General features: G+C 60.7%; 22 protein-coding genes. 17 read left to right on the top strand and 5 right to left on the bottom strand.

Going from position 1 to position 20066, the window contains the following annotated elements; translation table 11 throughout:
* The first annotated feature begins 7 nt into the window (after positions 1-7).
* The 6 genes from AB5Y72_RS17990 (at position 8) to AB5Y72_RS17965 (ending at position 4283) form a co-directional block, all read left to right on the top strand.
* Positions 8-745 carry a lysine/arginine/ornithine ABC transporter substrate-binding protein gene (locus AB5Y72_RS17990; protein WP_042079304.1) on the top strand — a complete coding sequence of 246 codons (738 nt, stop codon included), beginning with the start codon at positions 8-10 and terminating at the stop codon, positions 743-745.
* Positions 746-748: 3 nt separating this feature from the next.
* A complete protein-coding gene (gene artQ / locus AB5Y72_RS17985; RefSeq protein ID WP_368199368.1) occupies positions 749-1399 on the top strand; it encodes an arginine ABC transporter permease ArtQ in 651 nt (216 codons plus the stop codon).
* A gap of 2 nt (positions 1400-1401) precedes the next feature.
* Positions 1402-1527, top strand: coding sequence for a hypothetical protein (locus tag AB5Y72_RS17980; RefSeq protein ID WP_302055617.1), 126 nt, complete (start codon positions 1402-1404; stop codon positions 1525-1527).
* 2 nt (positions 1528-1529) lie between these two features.
* Positions 1530-2192 carry an arginine ABC transporter permease ArtM gene (artM, locus tag AB5Y72_RS17975; protein WP_368199366.1) on the top strand — a complete coding sequence of 221 codons (663 nt, stop codon included), beginning with the start codon at positions 1530-1532 and terminating at the stop codon, positions 2190-2192.
* Positions 2193-2434: 242 nt separating this feature from the next.
* Complete coding sequence (gene mdh / locus AB5Y72_RS17970; RefSeq protein ID WP_042079301.1) at positions 2435-3370, top strand: malate dehydrogenase; 936 nt, start codon at positions 2435-2437, stop codon at positions 3368-3370.
* A gap of 322 nt (positions 3371-3692) precedes the next feature.
* Positions 3693-4283, top strand: a complete 591-nt coding sequence (locus tag AB5Y72_RS17965) for a tetratricopeptide repeat protein (protein ID WP_219144409.1) — start codon at positions 3693-3695, stop codon at positions 4281-4283.
* A gap of 83 nt (positions 4284-4366) precedes the next feature.
* Here the strand turns inward: AB5Y72_RS17965 and hmpA are convergent, their stop codons facing one another.
* Positions 4367-5560, bottom strand: a complete 1194-nt coding sequence (gene hmpA / locus AB5Y72_RS17960) for an NO-inducible flavohemoprotein (RefSeq protein WP_318162056.1) — start codon at positions 5558-5560, stop codon at positions 4367-4369.
* Positions 5561-5671: 111 nt separating this feature from the next.
* Between hmpA and AB5Y72_RS17955 the strand changes: the two genes are divergently transcribed.
* On the top strand, positions 5672-6139 hold the full coding sequence (locus tag AB5Y72_RS17955; protein WP_041206413.1) for an Rrf2 family transcriptional regulator: 468 nt from the start codon (positions 5672-5674) through the stop codon (positions 6137-6139).
* A gap of 30 nt (positions 6140-6169) precedes the next feature.
* Here AB5Y72_RS17955 and AB5Y72_RS17950 read toward each other — a convergent pair whose 3' ends face one another.
* Both AB5Y72_RS17950 and ccsA read right to left on the bottom strand, forming a co-directional pair.
* Positions 6170-7450 carry a CNNM domain-containing protein gene (locus AB5Y72_RS17950; protein ID WP_325783229.1) on the bottom strand — a complete coding sequence of 427 codons (1281 nt, stop codon included), beginning with the start codon at positions 7448-7450 and terminating at the stop codon, positions 6170-6172.
* A gap of 40 nt (positions 7451-7490) precedes the next feature.
* Positions 7491-8282: an inner membrane protein YpjD gene (gene ccsA / locus AB5Y72_RS17945; RefSeq protein WP_042079404.1), complete on the bottom strand. Its 792-nt coding sequence runs from the start codon at positions 8280-8282 to the stop codon at positions 7491-7493.
* A 364-nt stretch (positions 8283-8646) separates the two neighbouring features.
* On the opposite strand from ccsA, the gene ffh reads away from it, so the two are divergent.
* From ffh to rplS, 5 genes are all read left to right on the top strand, one after another.
* Positions 8647-10023 carry a signal recognition particle protein gene (gene ffh, locus AB5Y72_RS17940; RefSeq protein WP_042079296.1) on the top strand — a complete coding sequence of 459 codons (1377 nt, stop codon included), beginning with the start codon at positions 8647-8649 and terminating at the stop codon, positions 10021-10023.
* A gap of 179 nt (positions 10024-10202) precedes the next feature.
* Positions 10203-10451 (top strand): 30S ribosomal protein S16, encoded by a 249-nt coding sequence (gene rpsP / locus AB5Y72_RS17935; RefSeq protein ID WP_010673084.1) that lies wholly within the window; start codon positions 10203-10205, stop codon positions 10449-10451.
* Positions 10452-10475: 24 nt separating this feature from the next.
* Positions 10476-10997: a ribosome maturation factor RimM gene (rimM, locus tag AB5Y72_RS17930; RefSeq protein WP_040096753.1), complete on the top strand. Its 522-nt coding sequence runs from the start codon at positions 10476-10478 to the stop codon at positions 10995-10997.
* Between the two features lie 34 nt (positions 10998-11031).
* Complete coding sequence (trmD, locus tag AB5Y72_RS17925) at positions 11032-11778, top strand: tRNA (guanosine(37)-N1)-methyltransferase TrmD (RefSeq protein ID WP_216991625.1); 747 nt, start codon at positions 11032-11034, stop codon at positions 11776-11778.
* Positions 11779-11813: 35 nt separating this feature from the next.
* Complete coding sequence (gene rplS / locus AB5Y72_RS17920; RefSeq protein ID WP_005313505.1) at positions 11814-12161, top strand: 50S ribosomal protein L19; 348 nt, start codon at positions 11814-11816, stop codon at positions 12159-12161.
* A gap of 105 nt (positions 12162-12266) precedes the next feature.
* On the opposite strand, the gene AB5Y72_RS17915 is transcribed toward rplS, so the two are convergent.
* Positions 12267-12596 carry an isoamylase early set domain-containing protein gene (locus AB5Y72_RS17915; protein WP_042079294.1) on the bottom strand — a complete coding sequence of 110 codons (330 nt, stop codon included), beginning with the start codon at positions 12594-12596 and terminating at the stop codon, positions 12267-12269.
* Positions 12597-12679: 83 nt separating this feature from the next.
* Complete coding sequence (mutH, locus tag AB5Y72_RS17910) at positions 12680-13354, bottom strand: DNA mismatch repair endonuclease MutH (RefSeq protein WP_042079293.1); 675 nt, start codon at positions 13352-13354, stop codon at positions 12680-12682.
* A 731-nt stretch (positions 13355-14085) separates the two neighbouring features.
* On the opposite strand from mutH, the gene rppH reads away from it, so the two are divergent.
* The 5 genes from rppH to nhaA all read left to right on the top strand — a co-directional run bounded on the left by rppH (position 14086) and on the right by nhaA (position 20053).
* On the top strand, positions 14086-14613 hold the full coding sequence (gene rppH / locus AB5Y72_RS17905; RefSeq protein ID WP_082035008.1) for an RNA pyrophosphohydrolase: 528 nt from the start codon (positions 14086-14088) through the stop codon (positions 14611-14613).
* Between the two features lie 12 nt (positions 14614-14625).
* Positions 14626-16905 carry a phosphoenolpyruvate--protein phosphotransferase gene (gene ptsP / locus AB5Y72_RS17900; RefSeq protein ID WP_325783228.1) on the top strand — a complete coding sequence of 760 codons (2280 nt, stop codon included), beginning with the start codon at positions 14626-14628 and terminating at the stop codon, positions 16903-16905.
* Positions 16906-16971: 66 nt separating this feature from the next.
* Positions 16972-17796 carry a prolipoprotein diacylglyceryl transferase gene (gene lgt, locus AB5Y72_RS17895; RefSeq protein ID WP_216991627.1) on the top strand — a complete coding sequence of 275 codons (825 nt, stop codon included), beginning with the start codon at positions 16972-16974 and terminating at the stop codon, positions 17794-17796.
* The gene (gene thyA, locus AB5Y72_RS17890) at positions 17796-18590 is read left to right on the top strand and encodes a thymidylate synthase (RefSeq protein ID WP_042079290.1); all 795 of its coding nucleotides are present in this window, start codon (positions 17796-17798) and stop codon (positions 18588-18590) included. Before lgt ends, thyA begins: the two co-directional genes overlap by 1 nt.
* Positions 18591-18862: 272 nt before the next feature.
* A complete protein-coding gene (nhaA, locus tag AB5Y72_RS17885; RefSeq protein WP_216991628.1) occupies positions 18863-20053 on the top strand; it encodes a Na+/H+ antiporter NhaA in 1191 nt (396 codons plus the stop codon).
* Positions 20054-20066: the final 13 nt, after the last annotated feature.

Genomic DNA, 20066 nt, shown 5'->3' with positions numbered 1-20066 from the left:
AGCTGTCATGAAAAAGAGTCTGTTGCTGGTCGCCGCCATGGGCCTGCTGAGCACCTCGGTGCTGGCGAAAGAGATCAAGTTCGCCACCGAGGCCACCTATGCGCCGTTCGAATACCTGGACGACAAGAACGAGTTCCAGGGCTTTGACATCGATCTGGCCCGCGCCGTCTGCGCCCAGGTCAAGCTGGAGTGCAGCTTCCACAACCAGGCCTTCGACAGCCTGATCCCCAGCCTGAAATTCCGTCGCTATGACGCCGCCATCGCCGCCATGGACGTGACGCCGGAGCGGGCCGCCCAGGTCGACTTCTCCGACATCTATTACGAGAACTCCGCCGTCTTCGTCGCCAAGAAGGACGCCTTCAAGGGACCGGAAGATCTGGTGGACAAGACCGTCGGCGTGCAGAACGGCACCTCCCACCAGTCCTATCTGGTGGACAACTGGGTGAGCAAGGGTCTGCTGACCGTGCCCTATGCCAGCTACCAGAGCGCCTTCCTCGACATGATGAACGGCCGCACCGACGGCGTGTTTGCCGATACCGCGGTGGCCGCCGACTGGCTCAAGCAGCACAAGGAGTATGCGGTGGTGGGGACGCCAGTGACCGACGCCAAGTACTTCGGTACCGGCTTCGGCATCGCGGTGGCCAAGGGCAACCAGGAGCTGCTGACCCAGCTGAACAAGGGGCTGGCCGAGATCAAGGCCAACGGCACCTATCAGAAGATCTATGACAAGTACTTCGCGCAGTAAGCCATGCTGAGCCTGTTGTTGGATGCAGCCTGGATGACCCTCGGGCTGGCCCTGGCATCCCTGGTCGGGGGCATGGTGCTGGCGCTGGCGTTCAGCGCTGCCGAGCTCAGCAAGCGCAGCTGGTTGGTGTGGCCCGTGGCCACCCTGACCACCCTGATCCGCGGTCTGCCCGAGCTGCTGGTGGTGCTCTTCATCTACTTCGGCTCGACCCAGGTGCTGTTCCTCATCACCGGGGAGTACGTGGAGTTCAGCCCGTTCGCCTGCGGTGTGCTGGCGCTCTCCCTGCTGTTCGCGAGCTATGCCACCCAGACCCTGCGGGCCGCGCTCAATGCGGTGCCTGCCGGGCAGCGGCTGGCCGCACTGGCGCTCGGCCTGGGCAAGGGGCACACCTTCTTTCGCATCGTGTTGCCCCAGGCCTGGCGCCACGCCCTGCCGGGGCTGGGCAACCAGTGGCTGGTGCTGCTGAAAGACACCGCCCTGGTCTCCCTCATCGGGGTGAACGAGATGATGCGCCAGGCGCAGATGGCGTCGGCCAGCACCTATGAACCCTTCACCTGGTACGCCGCCGCGGCCCTCATCTACCTGGCCATCAGCCTGGTGAGCGAGTTCGGCCTCAAGCAGGCGGCTCGTTACACCCGACGCTACGGAGGCTGAGCATGCAGGACTATCTCATGACCCTGCTGGGGGGATTTGTTATCACCCTGCAACCGACCGTCTTCAGTCAGCTGAGTGACTGCGGGTTCAAGCAGGCTGCTCCTTCTACCCGCCGTTACGGAGGCTGATCATGCAGGATTACCTGATGACCCTGCTGGGGGGACTGGCCATTACCTTGCAGCTCACCGCGTTCAGCCTGCTGCTCGGGGTGTTGCTGGCGATCGGCATGACCTGGGTGCTGGAGCGCCGCATACCGGTGACGACCCAGCTGGTGCAGCTCTGGGTGCTGATCTTCACCGGCACGCCGCTGCTCATCCAGATCTTCCTCATCTACTACGGGCCTGGCCAGTTCGATTGGCTCAAGGCGAGCCCGCTCTGGCCGCTGCTCAAACAGCCCTGGTTCTGCGCCGTGCTGGCGCTCGGCTTCAACACCGCCGCCTACTCCACCCGGCTGTTCAAGGGGGCCCTCGACGCCATCCCCGCCGGCGAGGTGGAGGCCTGTCGGGCGCTCGGCTTCTCGGCCGGCCAGACCCTCTGGATGAAGACCCGCCACGCCGCCCGCCGGCTGGTGCCCGCCTATTCCAACGAGGTGATCCTGGTGCTCAAGGGGAGTTCGCTCGCCAGTACCATCACCATCATGGACATCATGGGGCTGGCCCAGCGCCTCAACGCCCAGACCTATGACACCCTGGCGGTGTTCACCGTGGCCGGGGCCCTCTACCTGACCATGAATGGATTGTTAACAATTGGTTTCCGCTGGTGTGAGCGCAGAGCGCTGGCATTCCAGTCCTGAAGCAGTCTGATTTACCTCTTAATGGTGAGGGAGGCACAGGAAATCTGTGCTTTTCCTCCCATTTATCGCATATTCCTCTCCGCTTTCGTCGCCGCTTGTTCCCTGGCTCACAGAACCCGTGATTACAACTGTTATCAGATTGTTTTTTGGGAGGGGATCCTTTAAGGTGAGGCGCACAATAAGAATCAGCGTTAACCCAACTAGAAACAACCTTAAACCTACGCTTAGACATGGAGTTGATCATGAAAGTTGCCGTTCTGGGTGCCGCCGGTGGCATCGGCCAAGCCCTCGCTCTGCTGTTGAAAAATCGCCTTCCTGCCGGTTCCGAACTGAGCCTGTATGACATCGCACCGGTCACCCCGGGCGTGGCGGCGGACCTGAGCCATATCCCGACTGACGTGAAAGTAAAAGGTTTCTGCGGTGAAGATCCGAGCCCGGCTCTGGTCGGCGCCGATGTCGTGCTGATCTCCGCCGGCGTGGCCCGCAAGCCCGGCATGGATCGTTCCGACCTGTTCAACATCAATGCCGGCATCGTCAAGAATCTGGTGGAGAAGTGTGCCGCCTCCTGCCCGAAAGCGCTGATCGGCATCATCACCAACCCGGTCAACACCACGGTCGCCATCGCCGCCGAAGTGCTGAAGAAGGCCGGTGTCTATGACAAGCGCCGCCTGTTCGGTGTCACCACCCTGGACGTGATCCGTGGCGAGACCTTCGTGGCCGAAGCCAAGGGGCTGAACGTCGACAAGGTGCGTGTCAACGTCATCGGCGGCCACAGTGGCGTGACCATTCTGCCGCTGCTCTCCCAGGTTGAAGGCGCGTCTTTCACTGCTGAAGAAGTCGCCGCCATGACCAAGCGCATCCAGAATGCCGGTACCGAGGTTGTGGAAGCCAAGGCCGGTGGCGGTTCCGCCACCCTCTCCATGGGCCAGGCAGCCTGCCGCTTCGGTCTGTCTCTCATCAAGGGTCTGCAAGGGGAAGCCAACGTCATCGAGTGCGCCTATGTGGAAGGCAACGGCGAGCACGCCACCTTCTTCGCGCAGCCGGTACTGCTCGGCAAGAACGGTGTCGAGTCCGTGCTGGACTACGGCAAGCTGAGCGCCTTCGAGCAAGAGGCGATGGACAGCATGCTGGCCACCCTGAAGGCCGACATCCAGCTGGGTGTCGACTTCGTCAAATAAGTCGCCGCGTCGATCGCAAGGGGAGCCCAGGCTCCCCTTTGTCATTTTCGGGGGTTGGTGTGGCGGGCTAAGGAGATGGTCCCGGCTGCCGATAACAGAGGGCAGCAGGAGATCCCTAATGATGAAACCCAGTATCCTCATCGGCCTCGTCGGTTTGTGCAGCCTCCCCTTGCAGGGGGCCGAGCCGGCATCGGCCGCCATACCAACCCAGACTGCGGCGACCGCGTCTCCCCCGACCACCGTTGCGTCGTCACCTGAACGTTCGACCATTGCCGCGCCTGCCGCATCCGCTGCGGCCTCGACAGCCCCGGCGGCGGCACCCTTGCCCAAGGCGGCAAGCGCAGTCTCAGCGGCGGCGGGGGAACTGCAGGCGGTGCCGCTCTATCGGCAGGACGAGCTGCTCAACTGGATAGAGCAGGGGCGCCATCTGGCCAGGGTGAAGCAGGATCGATGCCAGTTGACTCAGGACATAGAGGCGCGGGCCTCGGTGATGAAGATCCCCGCTTATCAGTTCCTCTGGGGAGACATGCTCGCCTGGGGCGTCTGCATCAAGCCGGACGCCCAGATGGGGGTGCAATACATGTGGGAGGCGGCGAACCAGGGGCTGGCACCCGCACTGGAGCAGCTCGGCCGCTATTACTGGAAGGGCATCCTGGTCCAGAAGGATCTGGTGCGGGCTGAGACCCTGATGCGGGAGGCCGCCAGCCTCGGCTTCCTGCGGGCCCAGATGGAGTGGGTCGAGATGCTGTTGCAGGGCATGGGGAGCCCGCTGGATTACGAGGAGGCCTATCACTGGCTGCACGGCGCCGTCATCGGCGACAAGGCCATCCACCAGAAGGCGGCGAGCCTGCTCAGCCGGCTCGGCAACCGCATGCCCGCCAACGCCATCGCCCGCGCCAAGGCGATGCGCTGATCACTGGCGGCCAGACACCATGAAGAAGGCCCGGACACCTGGGTGTCCGGGCCTTGTCAGCTGTGCGCGGCGGTGAGGCGGGATCAGATCTCCTGATGGGGGCCGAAGATCTCGTAGTGCATGCGGTCGGCAGGCACGCCCAAACCGACCAGTTGACCCTTCACCGCCTTCATAAAGCCAAGGGGGCCGCAGAAATAGTAGTGGGCGTTGGCCGGGATGAGGTCGGTGACCTGCTCCAGCGCCAGGGGGCCGACGAAGTCGTAATCCTCACCCTGGACATCCTGCTCTCCCGGCTCTCGATACCAGGTGCGGCTCTGCAATCTGGGGTGCTGCCGGCTTTTCTCCCGGATCTCCTCTCTGAACGCGTGCTGGGCACCGCGCTCGCAGGCGTGCAGCCAGCGGATCTCGGTATCCTGGCCGCTCGCCAGCAAGTGGTTGAGCATGCTCAGCACGGGGGTGAGTCCCACCCCGGCGGAGAGCAGCACCACTGGGGTGGCTGTCTCCTCTTGCAGGAAGAAGTCGCCTGCCGGTGGCATCACTGCCACCTCGTCACCGACGTGCAGCTTGTCGTGCAGCAGGTTGGAAGCCTGACCCTGGGGCTCGCGCTTGACGCTGATGCGGTAGTCGCGGCCATTGGGCGCATCGGAGAGAGAGTACTGGCGGATCTCCTGGTGTTCGAGCTCGGGATGAACCAGCTTGATGCTGAGATATTGACCCGGCTTGAAGCGCAGCACGGGCTTGCCGTCGACGGGGGCCAGCACGAAGGAGGTGACGAGTTCGCTCTCCTGGCGCTTCTCCCTGATGATGAAGGAACGGGTACCCTGCCAGCCCCCCTCCTGGCTTGCCTGCTCCCGGTAGAGCTCGCCCTCCCGGCCGATGAAGATGTCGGCCAGCACGCCATATGCCTTGCCCCAGGCCGCCAGCACCTCCTCTGTCACCGCATTACCACCCATTTCTTTGAGCGTGGCCAAGAGATGACTACCTACAATGTGATATTGTTCCGGCTGGATCAGGAAACCCGTGTGCTTGTGGGCGATGCGTTCCACGGCCCCTGCCAGGGCGCCCAGGTTGTCGATGTTCCTGGCATAGGCCGCCACCGCACTGAACAGTGCCAGTGGCTGACCGCCGCTGCGCTGGTGAGCCAGATTGAATACATCCTTCAATTCCGGATGGTGGCTGAATAGGCGCTGGTAGAAGTGCTGGGTGAGGGCTGGCCCCGCCGATTCGAGCAAAGGAATGGTGCTCTTGATGACGGCGATGGTGGCTTGGTCTAACATAGGAGGTCCTTTCTAATTGAACATCTGAAATGTCACTTAATAAGTTGCATCCTAAATGTTTAATTGATCTGGATCAATCATCAATTCTTTGCGCTATGCGCCGCAGGCACTATGAGACTGACTAGCTATACCGATTTTGGATTGAGAGCCCTGCTCTATCTGGCCACCCTGCCGGAGGGCGAACTGTCGAGCGTGGCCAAGGTGTCCGCCCTGTACGACGTCTCCCGCAACCACATGGTGAAGGTGGTAAACCAGCTGGTGAAGCTGGGCTACCTGCAATCCCAGCGCGGCAAGAATGGCGGGATCCGCATGGCCTGCTCCCCCGAGAGCGTAAACATAGGCCAGGTGATCCGGGCGCTGGAAGGCAATCTGGACGGCATAGACTGCGGTTCCCCCGTCTGCCATATCGTCTCTGTCTGCCTGCTCAAGAGCGCGTTGAAGGAGGCGATGAACGCCTTCCTGGCGGTGATGGACGGCTATACGCTGCAAGATCTGCTGGCCAACCGTGACGAGCTGCAGCAGGTGTTCGGCGAGTTGATCCCGACCCTGGTGCTGGAGCCGGATGACGAGAGCGAGTGACACGAAAAGGCTGCCATCGGCAGCCTTTTTTCAATCTTCGTACCCTGAATCGTTACGGTACAGGTGTGGCATGATCCTCGCCATCTTCACCATGTTGTTCTCCACCTCGAGGATCTCGATGGGGTAGCCCGCCAGCCTGACGCTGATGTTGGGCTGGGGGATCTCCTCCAGATACTCCAGGATCACGCCGTTGAGGGTGCGCGGGCCATCGGTGGGGAGGTGCCAGTCCATCTCCTTGTTCAGCTCGCGGATGCTGGCGGAGCCCTCGACCAGGAAGGAGCCGTCCGGCTGGGGGTGGATCTCGTCGCTCGGGGTCGGCGTCATGGAGGTGGTGAAGTCGCCGACTATCTCTTCCAGGATGTCGTCCAGGGTGATCAACCCCTGAATGTCGCCATATTCGTCGACAATCAGCCCGATCCGCTCCTTGTTGCGCTGGAACTTGGCCAGCTGCACATTGAGCGGCGTCCCCTGGGGGATGAAGTAGATGGGGTCTACCTCCCGCAGCAGACTGGACTTGCTGAACTGATCCCGTGCGACCAGCCTCAGGGCGTCGCGTGCGTGCAGGAAGCCAACCACATCGTCGATGTTGTCGCGATAGAGCAGGATCTTGGTGTGGGCGCAGTGGGCCAGCTGGCGCAGGATGATCTTCCAGTCGTCGTTGATGTCGATGGCGGAGATCTCGCTGCGCGGCACCATAATGTTCTCCACCGTCATCTTGTCCAGATCCAGGATGCTGATCAGCATCTCCTGATGGCGCTGGGGAATCAGGCTGCCCGCCTCGTTGACTATGGTGCGCAGCTCCTCGGTGTTGAGGGCGTCATCCTTGCGGTGTTCGAGGCGCAAGAGCCTGAGCAGCAGGTTGGTGATGCTGTTGATGAGCCAGACCAGGGGCGAGAAGGGCACCATCAAACCCTTGAGGACCCAGGAGGCGGGGTAGGCAATGCGCTCGGGGAACATGGCGGCCAGGGTCTTGGGGGTGACCTCCCCGAACACCAGCACCACCAGGGTGAGGCCGAAGGTGGCGATGGCGACGCCGAGATCCCCGAACAGCCGGATGCAGACGATAGTGGCGATGGCGGAAGCCAGGATGTTGACCAGGTTGTTGCCGATGAGAATGAGGCCGAGCAGCCTGTCCGGCCGGGCCAGCAGTTTTTCGACCCGGCGGGCGGCCTTGTGCTTGGTCTGGGCCAGATGCCGTAACTTGTAGCGGTTGAGGGACATCAGACCGGTTTCGGAACTGGAGAAGAAGGCTGACAAGAGGATCAAGATAACGAGCACAATCAGCAATGTACTCGTTGAGATACTGTCCAAGCAGGGCTCCTGTGTCTGTGGTTGAGGGGCGGGCGGGTCGTCAGCTCAGCAGCACTTCCTTGACGAAGCGACTGCCAAAGTAGGCCAGGGTCAGGATGATGCTGCCGACCAGGCTCAGCATGATGACTTTGCGACCCCGCCAGCCACGGGTGTGATGGCCCCACAGCAGCAGGGCGTAGACGCACCAGGCCAGGATCGAGAGGATGGCCTTGTGGGACTTGCCCTGGGCGAACATGTCTTCCAGGAAGAACAGGCCGGAGGCGATGGAGAGGGTCAGCAACAGCAGCCCCGCCGAGATCAGCTGGAACAGGCGCTTCTCCACCGTCATCAGGGGCGGCATGGCAGGCAGATGACTGATTTTTCTCGATTTCAGCTGCCTGTCCAGACAGGCAAGCTGGAGGGCAAACAGGCAGGCTATCATCAGCACCGAATAGGCCAGCAAGGCGAGCCCGATGTGCAGCAACAGCTGAGGATGGGCCTCCAGATGGGTGATGTAGCGCCCGGGAATGAGGGCGCTGGCCGCCAGCAGCAGGGCCGAGAAGCTGTAGACGACGGGCAGCAGGATCCAGCCGTTGAAGCGGCGGGTGACGCAGGTCATGAAGCTGCTGATGATCAGGCTGACCAGGGAGGCCACGTTCAGCATGCTGAGGTTCTGGCCGGAGTGGGTGGCCAGCACCTCGCTGCCCACGGCCACCCCATGGGCGGTCAGGGCAAGGCCGATGCAGGCAAACAGCGACGCTTGCCCGACAGGCTTGGCGCTGAGCAGCAGGTGCAGTGAGGCGATGATGGCCAGCAGGTAAAACGCCAGGGCCAGAACAGAGATCACGATCATAACCAGGTCGTTGTCAAACAAGCTTTAGGGATAAGAGGGGCAGTATACCTTGCACAAGATATGCTCGCCAGTTGTGCCAGGGGCCAACTGCCCACATATAAGTAGAAGCGCTCCATGCGGCGAATAATCGTCCTCCTGCGTTGACTGGGGTATACTGCCCGCCATTTGTTGACCTGCCCGTTCATGGCAGGCTGCCGCAAGCGGCGAGTCATCGTCCCTGCAGTGCGGACTGGGGTATAATGCCCCTCATTTGTTAGCCTGCCCCTTCGAAGGCTGGCTGCCGCCACAAGCGGCGAGTAATCGTCCCCACAGTGCTGACCGGGGTATAATGTCCCCATTGTCACGCCAAGAACCGGAAAGCGTCATGTTTGAGAATTTGACTGAACGACTCTCGCGCACCCTGCGCAACGTCAGCGGCCGCGGTCGCCTGACGGAAGAGAACATCAAGGATACCCTGCGCGAAGTGCGCATGGCGCTGCTCGAGGCGGACGTCGCCCTGCCGGTGGTGCGCGATTTCGTTGCCCGCGTCAAGGAGCGGGCGGTGGGCCAGGAAGTGGCCAAGTCCCTGAGCCCGGGCCAGGCCTTCATCAAGATAGTGCACGGCGAACTGGTCACCGTGATGGGGGAGGCCAACGAGCAGCTCAACCTGGCGGCCCAGCCGCCGGCCATCATCCTGATGGCGGGTCTGCAGGGGGCCGGTAAGACCACCACGGTCGGCAAGCTGGCCAAGCTGCTCAAGGAGCGAAGCAAGAAGAAGGTGCTGGTAGTCAGTGCCGACGTCTATCGTCCGGCGGCCATCAAACAGCTTGAGACCCTGGCCGGCGACATCGGCGTCGACTTCTTCCCGAGCGATGCCAGCCAGAAACCCGTCGCCATCGCCACCGCGGCCATCGATCAGGCGCGCAAAAAGTTCTATGACGTGGTGATCGTCGATACCGCCGGTCGTCTGCACGTCGATGGCGAGATGATGGCGGAGATCCAGGATCTGCATGCCACCATCAAGCCGGTGGAGACCCTGTTCGTGGTGGATGCCATGACGGGTCAGGATGCCGCCAACACCGCCAAGGCGTTCAACGAGGCGCTGCCGCTCACCGGCGTGATCCTCACTAAGGCGGATGGCGATGCCCGCGGTGGTGCCGCCCTGTCGGTGCGCCACATCACCGGCAAGCCGGTCAAGTTCATCGGCATGGGCGAGAAGACAGACGCGCTGGAGCCCTTCCATCCGGATCGCCTCGCCTCCCGCATCCTCGGCATGGGTGACGTGCTGTCGCTCATCGAAGAGGTGGAGCGCAACGTCGACAAGGAGAAGGCGGCCAAGCTGGCCAGCAAGGTCAAGAGCGGCAAGGGCTTCGATCTGGAAGACTTCCGCGAGCAGCTGGCCCAGATGCGCAACATGGGCGGCATGATGGGCATGCTCGACAAGCTGCCAGGCATGTCCGGCCTACCGGACAACATCAAGGATCAGATGGATGACAAACTCACCGTGCGGATGGAGGCCATCATCAGCTCCATGACGCCCAAGGAGCGCGCCCACCCCGATCTGATCAAGGGCTCCCGCAAGCGCCGCATCGCCGCGGGCTCAGGCATGCAGGTGCAGGACGTGAACAAGCTGCTCAAGCAGTTCACCGAGATGCAGCGCATGATGAAGAAGATGTCCGGCAAGGGCGGCATGCGCAAGATGATGGGCCAGATGAAAAACATGCTGCCCCCCGGCTTCGGTGGCGGCCGCGGCCCCTTCTGATCCGACCCGGATCGCTGATCGAGGGTCTGCCCATGGCAGGCCCTTTTCATTGCCGCTCTGCGCAAAAAATGGCTGGCTTGGTTGCAATTATTACGAATCCAAGTAGAATTACGCGGCTTATTTTAAGCTAGGGTCCGCGTGTTTGCGGGCCTTGTTCATTAGATGTTAATGAGGACGATATGGTAACCATTCGTTTACAACGTGGTGGCGCGAAAAAGCGTCCGTTCTACCAGGTAGTAGTTGCTGACAGCCGTAACGCCCGTGACGGTCGTTTCATCGAGCGCGTCGGTTTCTTCAACCCGGTTGCTGCTGGTAACGCTGAAAAGCTGAACCTGGACCTGGCTCGTATCGAGCATTGGGTTGCTACTGGTGCCGCTGTTTCTGACCGCGTTGCCAAGCTGATCAAAGACGCTGCCAAAGCTGCTTAATCAGCCAAACGGTAGGGAGTTAAGGTGGAAAAACCTGTAGTTCTGGGCACCCTGGGCACCGTGTACGGGATCAAGGGCTGGCTTAAAGTGAACTCCTTCACCGATGTTGCCGAAGCGATTTTCGATTACAACCCCTGGCTGATCAATCAGAACGGGGCGTGGCGTGAGATTCGGGTTTCGGCCTGGAAGCGTCACAACAAGGGTCTGATCTGCAAACTCGATGGTATCGATGTGCGCGAGGATGCCCTGGCATTGACCAATGTCGAGATTGGCGTCCCCGCCGATCTGTTGCCCGCGTTGCCCGAAGGGGAGTTCTACTGGCGTGACCTCATCGGTTGCACCGTAGTGACCACCAAGGGATACGACCTGGGCAAGGTGACCGAATTGATGGAAACCGGCTCCAACGATGTGTTGGTGGTTGAGGCCAATGTAAAAGATGCCTTTGGTGCAAAGGAGCGGTTGATTCCGTTCCTGGAAGAGCAGGTGATCAAGAACATTGATCTGACTGCTCGAACAATCGAAGTTGATTGGGATCCTGGTTTCTAGTTTCCCGCGCTGATATGGGTGCCGGAGGTTTCTTATGTGGATTGGGGTGATCAGCCTCTTCCCTGAAATGTTCCGAGCCATTACCGAGCACGGGGTAACGGGTCGGGCCGTCAAGAGTGGCCTGCTGCAGATTGAGTGCTGGAACCCCCGGGACTTTACCCATGACAAACACCGTACGGTCGATGATCGTCCTTATGGTGGTGGGCCCGGCATGTTGATGATGGTTCAGCCGCTGCGTGATGCCATTCATGCAGCCAAGCAAGCGGCGGGAGACGGGGCGAAAGTCATCTATCTCTCCCCTCAGGGACGCAAGCTGACTCAAGCGGGCGTAACCGAGCTGGCGACGAATCAGAAACTGATTCTGGTAGCCGGTCGATACGAAGGTATCGATGAACGCGTGATACAAACCGAAGTCGACGAAGAGTGGTCTATCGGGGATTACGTGTTAAGTGGTGGCGAACTGCCTGCCATGACCCTGATCGATGCGGTTTCGCGTCTGGTCCCGGGGGTTTTGGGCGATCAGGCCAGTGCCGAGCAGGACTCCTTCACGGATGGCCTGCTGGATCATCCCCACTATACTCGGCCGGAGGTGTTGGATGGGCTGACGGTGCCCGAGGCGCTGACAAGCGGCAATCACGAAGTGATTCGGCGCTGGCGTCTCAAGCAATCGCTCGGACGAACCTGGCAGAGAAGGCCGGAACTTATTAACAACCTAGCTCTGACTGACGAGCAAGAATCACTTCTTGCCGAGTATGTCCGCGAAGTGCGTGACAACGTTTAGTAGAGTTTTCAGTTTATCCTAGGTAAGGAAAGACAATGAGCAAGATTATTCAGCAGCTTGAACAAGAGCAACTGCGTACCGACATCCCGGCTTTTGCCCAGGGCGACACCGTACGTGTTCAAGTTCGTGTTAAAGAAGGTGGTAAAGAGCGTCTGCAGGCTTTCGAAGGCATCGTGATTGCCAAGCGTAACCGCGGTCTGCACTCTGCTTTCACCGTTCGCAAGATCTCCAACGGCGAAGGTGTTGAGCGTGTATTCCAGACTCACTCTCCGCTGATCCACAGCGTAGAACTGAAGCGTCGTGGTGATGTTCGCCGCGCCAAACTGTACTACCTGCGCAACCTGTCCGGCAAAGCTGCTCGTATCAAAGAGAAGCTCAACTAATTCGATTCGAATTGGTGTCGGTATGTCGGCGAAAAGCTCGACAGGTAGTGAAAAGGCTCGCCAATGGCGAGCCTTTTTTGTGTCCGCGATTCGGCAGGCCGGCACTCAGCCCGGCTGGCTGACCCTCACCACCGAGTTGTCCCGCCCGAAGGGACCGGGCACATAGTCATCCGCTTCCCAGTCGTTGTCGTAGAAGGTCTCGCCATTCGGTTGCACCAGCTGGTAGCAATACTCGAAATGGGCGGGGCCGTCGGTGGGAAGGTTGAGCGTCGCCTTGAACTCCCCGCTCTTCATCCTTTTCAGTTCGATGGGTTGCCACTGGCTGAATTCACCCAGCAGCAAGACCTGTTCGGCGTCGCCGGCGGCCTCCTTTTCCACTGCAAAGGTCACCTTGACCTCGGGACGGGACTTGAGAAATTGCTTGTTGATCGGCATATGGACTCCTTGTCACTGGCTGCGAAGAAAGCACTTCTGGTCATTTTTATATCACTCTATGACAAGGATGTTGATAACACAGATCAAAGGGGCAGGGCAAAGTGGCGCTGCAGCAACTGGTGGGTGAACGGGATCTTGAGGTAGAACCCCCGTGGCAGGGTCTGGATCGGCTGGCCGTTGCGACCGATGGCGCGGGTCAGGGCCTTGCTGTTGGCCGCCTTGGGGCGCAGTTGCATCACCTGGCCGTGGCGGGCACTGATCTGCTCCACTTCCCCCAGCACTATCATGTCCATCAGCTCCTCCCAGTCCTGACGCAGCAGCTCATCCTCCTCCTCACTCGGGCTCCACAGCAGCGGCATGCCGACCCGGCGTTCACCGACCGGGATATCGCGGCTCCCCTCCACCGGGATCCAGAGCACCCGCGACAGCTTGTTGCGCACGTTCGACTCTTCCCAGCGCTGGCCGCTGATCCCGATGAGGGGGGCCACGCAGACGAAGGTGGTCTCGAGCGGTCGGCCTTGAGGATCGACGGGGATCGTCTTGAGCTCGATGCCGAGATCCGGGAAATCCTGCTCGGGCCGGCTGCCGGCGCTGGCCCCCAGATGCCATTCGATCAATTGCCCCGTCCAGCCCTTGTCACGCCTGAGATCCCGTGGCACCGGGATCCCGGCGGTGGCGGCGAGCTGGGCCAGGGTGAGGCCCGCCATGGCATAGGCGCGGGTCAGCAGCTCCTGTTCTGACTGGGGATTGGCGGGCATGAGGGCTCCTGTGAGAGTGAATGGGTTGGGTATGGTGGATCCTCGAAGGGATCGCTGATTTTATAACCGATCCTTGCCCGGCTATACACAGGGGGGGCAAGATTGCCGGTTATTATCTATCGTAATGATTTTAAAGAGTTTTGGTGTTTTTCTCCAGCCCGGAGAGGAGAAGGATCCCCGCTGAAGCGAGTTGTCCAAGGGTTTGGACGAGCTGTTTCACATAGTTATCCACAGAAATCTTGGATAACTGAGATAAAGTGGTGATGCAGCCCCCCGCATCAGAAATAAATGTGAGAGCCCGCCGATTTTTCTCGCCATTTCGGTGCAGATAATGCGCCATATCTGTGGATAAATAAGCCTTGGTGGATCTTTGAACAGCCGAACTTGTTCACAATTGACGGTGAGGATCCTTGGGCGCAAAAGACATGGATCTTGATCCAGCACTTAAAGTGTAACTTTATGTATTTAAATGAATATTATATTTAGTGGTGAATCGGGTATGATGTGGTGCCGTGAGACACCACAGTATAAAACTACTGTATATACCTGCTTGATCACAGGCTTATGCACAGTCTGGGTGGGCAACTTGGGCAGCTAGAATGTCCAATTTGTTTATAACTTTGCTTGAAAAGCCAAGTTATTCATGAATGGAAGATGACAGTCCCTGTTTGCCGCCACGGGGTGAATGTGGAACAATCTCGTTATAGATTCAGCCTTTATAAGGTGATCACGTGATAGATGGCGACGGATTTCGTCCCAATGTCGGCATCGTGATCTGTAACCGTGACGGACAAGTATTGTGGGCTAAGCGCTATGGGCAGCACTCCTGGCAGTTTCCGCAGGGGGGGGTTGATGATGGTGAATCGCCGGAACAGGCCATGTATCGTGAGCTGTATGAGGAGATAGGCCTCAAGCCGGACGATGTGACCATCTTGGCGACCAGTCGCAACTGGTTGAAATATCGCTTACCCAAACGGCTCGTTCGCTGGGACAGTTCACCGGTCTGTATTGGCCAGAAGCAGAAGTGGTTTTTGTTGCAGCTCGATCCCGGCAAAGAGTCCAGGATCCAGTTTGGCTGCCATGGTCACCCGGAATTTGATGATTGGCGTTGGGTCAGCTTCTGGTACCCGGTGCGTCAGGTCGTCTCCTTCAAGCGGGAGGTTTACCGCCGGGTGATGAAGGAGTTTGCCCCGCTGGCCATGCCAGTGCCCGTGGTGCAGGCTAATCGAAAGGATGGGCGGCGCAACCGCTCGCGCTAAGGAGCACACTAGTTGCTGACGGAACTCAGACGCATCGTGGAAAGCATGGCCGAGGCCAACACCCTCGAACAAGCCCTGCATGCATTGGTGAGCCAGACCCGGCTCGCCATGACGGTGGACTGCTGCTCCGTCTATGTCGCCGAGCCAGAGATGCGCCGCTACCGTCTGGCGGCGACCGATGGCCTGGCCGAGTCGGCTGTGGGCAAGGCGACCCTGCCCTTCGAACAGGGCATCGTCGGTCTGGTGGGTCAGCGTGAAGAGCTGATCAACCTGGCCGATGCCCCGGCCCACCCCAGTTTCAAGTTCCTGCCCGACGTGGCCGAGGAGGCGTTTCGCTCCTTCCTCGGTGCCCCCATCATGCATCAGCGCCAGGTGGTGGGCATTCTGGTGGTGCAGCAGAAAGAGAGTCGGTTGTTCGATGAAGGGGAAGAGTCCTTCATGGTCACCCTGGCGGCCCAGCTGGCGGCTCGCATCGCCCAGGCCCAGGCCAAGGGGTGGTTGCAGAAGACCGACTGGAGCAAGCCCCTGCGCGGCATCGCCGGGGCCAGCGGCATCGCCATCGCCAAGGCCTGGGTGTGGCGCCCGCGCAAGGCGCTCAACACCATCACGCCGCGCAAGGACGAGGACCACGGCAAGCAGCTGGCCCGCCTCGAGCTGGCGGTGGAGGAGGTGCGCCACGATCTGGAGAGCCTAGCGCTGCGCTTTCGCGAGAGTTACAGCCAGGACTCGGTCGCGATCTTCGACATCTATCTGCACCTGCTGGACGACCCTGGCTACATCAAGCCGATCCGCAACAAGGTCAGCAAGGAGCACTGGACCGCGATCTCCGCGGTCAAGCTCATCAGCGATCGCCTGATCGAACAGTTCAAGGGGATGAAGGATCCCTACCTGAGAGAGCGCTCCACCGATGTGAAGGACATCGCCCAGCGGCTCATCAGCCGCCTGGTGCAGGACGAGCCCGAGCAGCTCACCATAGGGGAGCCCGTGGTACTGGTGGCCGACGAGGTGACCGCCACCATACTCGCCGAGATCCCGCGGGAATTCCTGAGCGGGGTGGTGTCGCTCAAGGGGGGGACCAACTCCCACGCCGCCATCCTGGCCCGTGCCATGGGGGTGGCTGCCATCATGGGGGTGGATCTGCCCCTCGGCGACATCGGCGGGCGCACCCTGGTCATCGATGGCTACAGCGGCGATCTCTTCATCGAACCCAACCAGGTGATCCTGACCGAGTACCGACAACTGCTGAGCGAGGAGCGGGCGCTGGATACCCTGGTGCGCAGCGTCGACAACCAGCCCTCCGAGACCGCCGACGGCACGCCTGTGTCCCTGCTGCTCAATGCCGGCCTCAGCGCCGACACCGAGATATCCCTCAACCATCTGGCGGACGGCGTCGGACTCTATCGCACCGAGATCCCCTTCATGCTGCAGGACAGCTTCCCCTCGGAGTGGGAGCAGACGGCGCGCTATCGCGGGATCCTGGAGACCTACCGGGACAGGCCGGTCTGCATGCGCACCCTGGACGTGGGAGGGGACAAGCAGCTGCCCTACTTCCCCATAGTGGAGGAAAATCCCTTCCTTGGCTGGCGGGGGATCCGGCTCACCCTGGATCACCCCGAGCTCTTCCTGGTTCAGCTCAAGGCCATGCTGCGGGCCAGCGAAGGGCTGGACAATCTGGCCATCATGCTGCCGATGATCAGCAGCGTCAGTGAGATCAAGGCCTCCCGCCGGTTGCTGGATCAGGCCTGGCGCGAGGTGTCGGGGGAGGCGGCGAGCCGCGATGCGGTGATCCGCTACCCCAGCCTCGGGGTGATGATTGAAGTCCCCTCCGCCCTCTATATCCTGCCTGAGATGGCGCCTCTCATCGACTTCTGGTCGGTGGGCAGCAACGACCTGACCCAGTACCTGCTGGCGGTGGATCGCAACAATGCCCGGGTCGCCAGCATCTACGACGCCTTCCATCCCGCAGTGATCCGCGCCCTGCAGCTGCTGGTCGATGCCTCTCAGCGCTACCACAAGCCGGTCTCGGTCTGTGGCGAGCTGGCCGGCGATCCGGTCGGCGTGCTGCTGCTGCTGGCCATGGGCTATCGCCGCTTCAGCATGAATACCCACAATATTTCGCGCATCAAGTACGTGCTGCGTCAATCCGACCTCGGGGAGCTGAAGGCGCTGCTGGCCGATGGCCTCAAGCACGACAATCCCCACGTGCTGCGCGGCCTGTTTGCCCGCTACCTGGAAGAACACGGGCTGGGCGGCTTGCTGCGGGCGGGCCACAAGGTCAGGCTGCCAGATTGATATTCAGTCTTGTTCCTGCTGGCGAATGATCGGAGAATGCGGCTTTTCCTATGACTGGGGCCGCTTATGCAGCACGACGGATATTGGATTTTCTCGCAGATTGATCCCGTAGCATTCAGTTTGGGACCACTATCGGTTCGCTGGTATGGTCTCATGTACCTGTTCGGCTTCGCCTTCGCCATGTGGCTGGCGGGCCGTCGCGCCGATGCGCCGAACAGCGGCTGGACCCGCAACGAGGTCTCCGACCTGCTGTTCTACGGCTTCCTCGGGGTCATTCTCGGTGGCCGCATCGGCTACGTGCTGTTCTACAATTTCGATCTCTTCCTCGCCGACCCGACCTACCTGTTCAAGATCTGGACCGGGGGCATGTCGTTCCACGGTGGTCTCATCGGGGTCATCACCGCCATGATCTGGTTTGCCCACAAGACCCAGCGCCACTTCTTCACCGTGGCCGACTTCGTGGCGCCGCTCATCCCCTTTGGCCTCGGCGTCGGTCGCATCGGCAACTTCATGAATGGCGAGCTGTGGGGGCGGGTCACCGATGTGCCCTGGGCCATCATCTTCCCGGAGGCGGGCCCCGAGCCGCGCCATCCGTCCCAGCTCTACCAGTTCGCCCTGGAAGGGGTGGTGCTCTTCATCATCTTGAACCTGTTCTGGCGCAAGCATCCACCCCGCGGCGCCATCTCCGGCCTGTTCCTGCTGTTCTACGGCCTGTTCCGCTTCCTGGTGGAGTTCGTCCGTCAGCCGGACAGCCAGCTGGGCCTCTACTTCAACGAGATCAGCATGGGTCAGATCCTCTCCACCCCGATGATAGTGGCGGGTGCGCTCATGGTCTGGGCCGCCTATAAACAGCCCCGTCTGTTCGGCAATGCGCCCAAGGAGGTCAAGTAATGCGTGCCTATCTCGATCTGATGCAGAAAATTCTGGACGAAGGGGCAGTCAAATCCGATCGCACCGGTACCGGTACCCTCTCCCTGTTCGGCCATCAGATGCGCTTCAATCTGGCGGAAGGATTCCCGCTGGTGACTACCAAGAAGTGTCACCTGCGCTCCATCATTCACGAGCTGCTCTGGTTCCTGAACGGTGACACCAATATCGCCTATCTGAAAGAGAACGGCGTCAGCATCTGGGACGAGTGGGCTGACGAGCACGGCGATCTGGGGCCCGTCTACGGTGCCCAGTGGCGTTCCTGGCCGACCGCGGACGGTGGCGTGGTGGATCAGATCCAGAAGGCGGTGGACGACATCAGGCAAAACCCGGATTCTCGCCGCATCATCGTCTCCGCCTGGAACGTGGGCGAGTTGGACAAGATGGCGCTCGCCCCCTGCCACGCCTTCTTCCAGTTCTACGTGGCGGACGGCAAGCTCTCCTGCCAGCTCTACCAGCGCAGTTGTGATGTCTTCCTCGGCCTGCCGTTCAACATCGCGAGCTACGCCCTGCTGACCCACATGATGGCCCAGCAGTGTGACCTCGAGGTGGGGGACTTCGTCTGGACCGGGGGCGACGTGCATCTCTATGCCAACCACATGGAGCAGACGGCGCTGCAGCTCAGCCGTGAGCCGCGGCCCTTGCCGCAGCTGGTGATCAAGCGCAAGCCGGACTCCATCTTCGACTACAGGTTCGAGGACTTCGAGATCCAGGGCTATGATCCCCATCCCGGCATCAAGGCCCCCGTCGCCATCTGAGGGGCCCCTTGCCCCCGGAGACGGACAGTGAAGACGGTTCGACACTCCTGTTCCATTGGCGCCTGCGGGCGCCTTTTTCATGCCTAATGTGAATTATTATGCAGTTTTTGGCGTGAGGAACTGGGGGGGAAGGGGAGGGGAAAACGGTGCTTATAGCAGACACAATCCATTTTGCCTTCGGTTTTCTCGTTGTTACTGGCTGTTAGAAACGATTTTTCATTGAACTACTCGACCCCTAGACTGAAAAGATGCAATTTTACGGGTAGTTAGACATGAGCGATGTATTCAAGCGTTTTCTCAAACTGGAGTCCGCTTCCGGAATAATTCTGATCCTGGCCGCCTTGTTGGCCATGGGCCTGGCGAACTCGGCCCTGGCGCAGCACTATCAGAGCTTCCTCAATACCGAGGTGCAGGTTCGCATCGCGGCTCTCGACATCAACAAGCCGCTGCTGCTCTGGATCAACGACGGCTTCATGGCGATCTTCTTCCTGCTGGTCGGCCTCGAAGTGAAGCGCGAGATGCTGGAGGGGGCGCTCTCCTCCCGGGTGCAGGCCACCTTCCCGGCCATTGCCGCCGTGGGCGGCATGCTGGCCCCCGCGCTCATCTACAGCCTCTTCAACTACGGGGACGAGGCCACCCGGGCTGGCTGGGCCATCCCGGCCGCGACCGACATCGCCTTCGCCCTCGGGGTGATGGCATTGCTGGGCAAGCGGGTACCGACCAGCCTCAAGGTCTTCCTGCTGGCCTTGGCCATCATGGATGACCTGGGGGTCATCATCATCATCGCCTTGTTCTATACCCAGCAGTTGTCGCTGACCGCGCTGGCGATAGGCGTGGTGGCCACCTTGACCCTGCTGTGGATGAACCGCCGTGGTGAGGACAGAATTGGCCTCTACATGCTGGTGGGGCTGGTGCTCTGGGTCGCGGTGCTCAAGTCCGGCGTCCACGCGACCCTGGCCGGTGTGGTGGTGGGCTTTATGATCCCGCTGAACGGCAAGCGCTATGCGTCACCGCTCAAGCATCTGGAGCATGTGCTGCACCCCTGGAGCGCCTTCCTGATCCTGCCGCTGTTCGCCTTTGCGAATGCGGGAGTCTCTCTGGAGGGGATCTATCTCTCGGCCCTGCTCAACCCGCTTCCCATGGGCATCATACTGGGCCTCTTCGTCGGCAAGCCGCTCGGGATCTTCACCATCAGCTGGCTGGCGGTGAAAACCGGTGTCGCCCAGCTGCCGCAAGGAGTGAACTTCAGACAAATCTTTGCCGTCAGCATCCTGTGTGGCATCGGCTTCACCATGTCGATGTTCATCGCGTCGCTGGCGTTCGAGCATGGCGGACTGGACTACGGCAACTACTCGCGCCTCGGGATCCTGGCGGGGTCCACCCTGGCGGCCGTGACCGGTTATATCGCCCTGCGGATGGCGCTGCCCAATCGGGAGGCGAATCAAAGTACGGAGGGGTTATGAAACGACTCGGATG

The organism is Aeromonas sp. R7-4 (assembly GCF_040908055.1).
Taxonomy (GTDB): domain Bacteria; phylum Pseudomonadota; class Gammaproteobacteria; order Enterobacterales; family Aeromonadaceae; genus Aeromonas; species Aeromonas sanarellii.
Note: the sequence above shows the minus strand (reverse complement) of the source record. Positions and strands in the feature narration are given on the sequence as shown.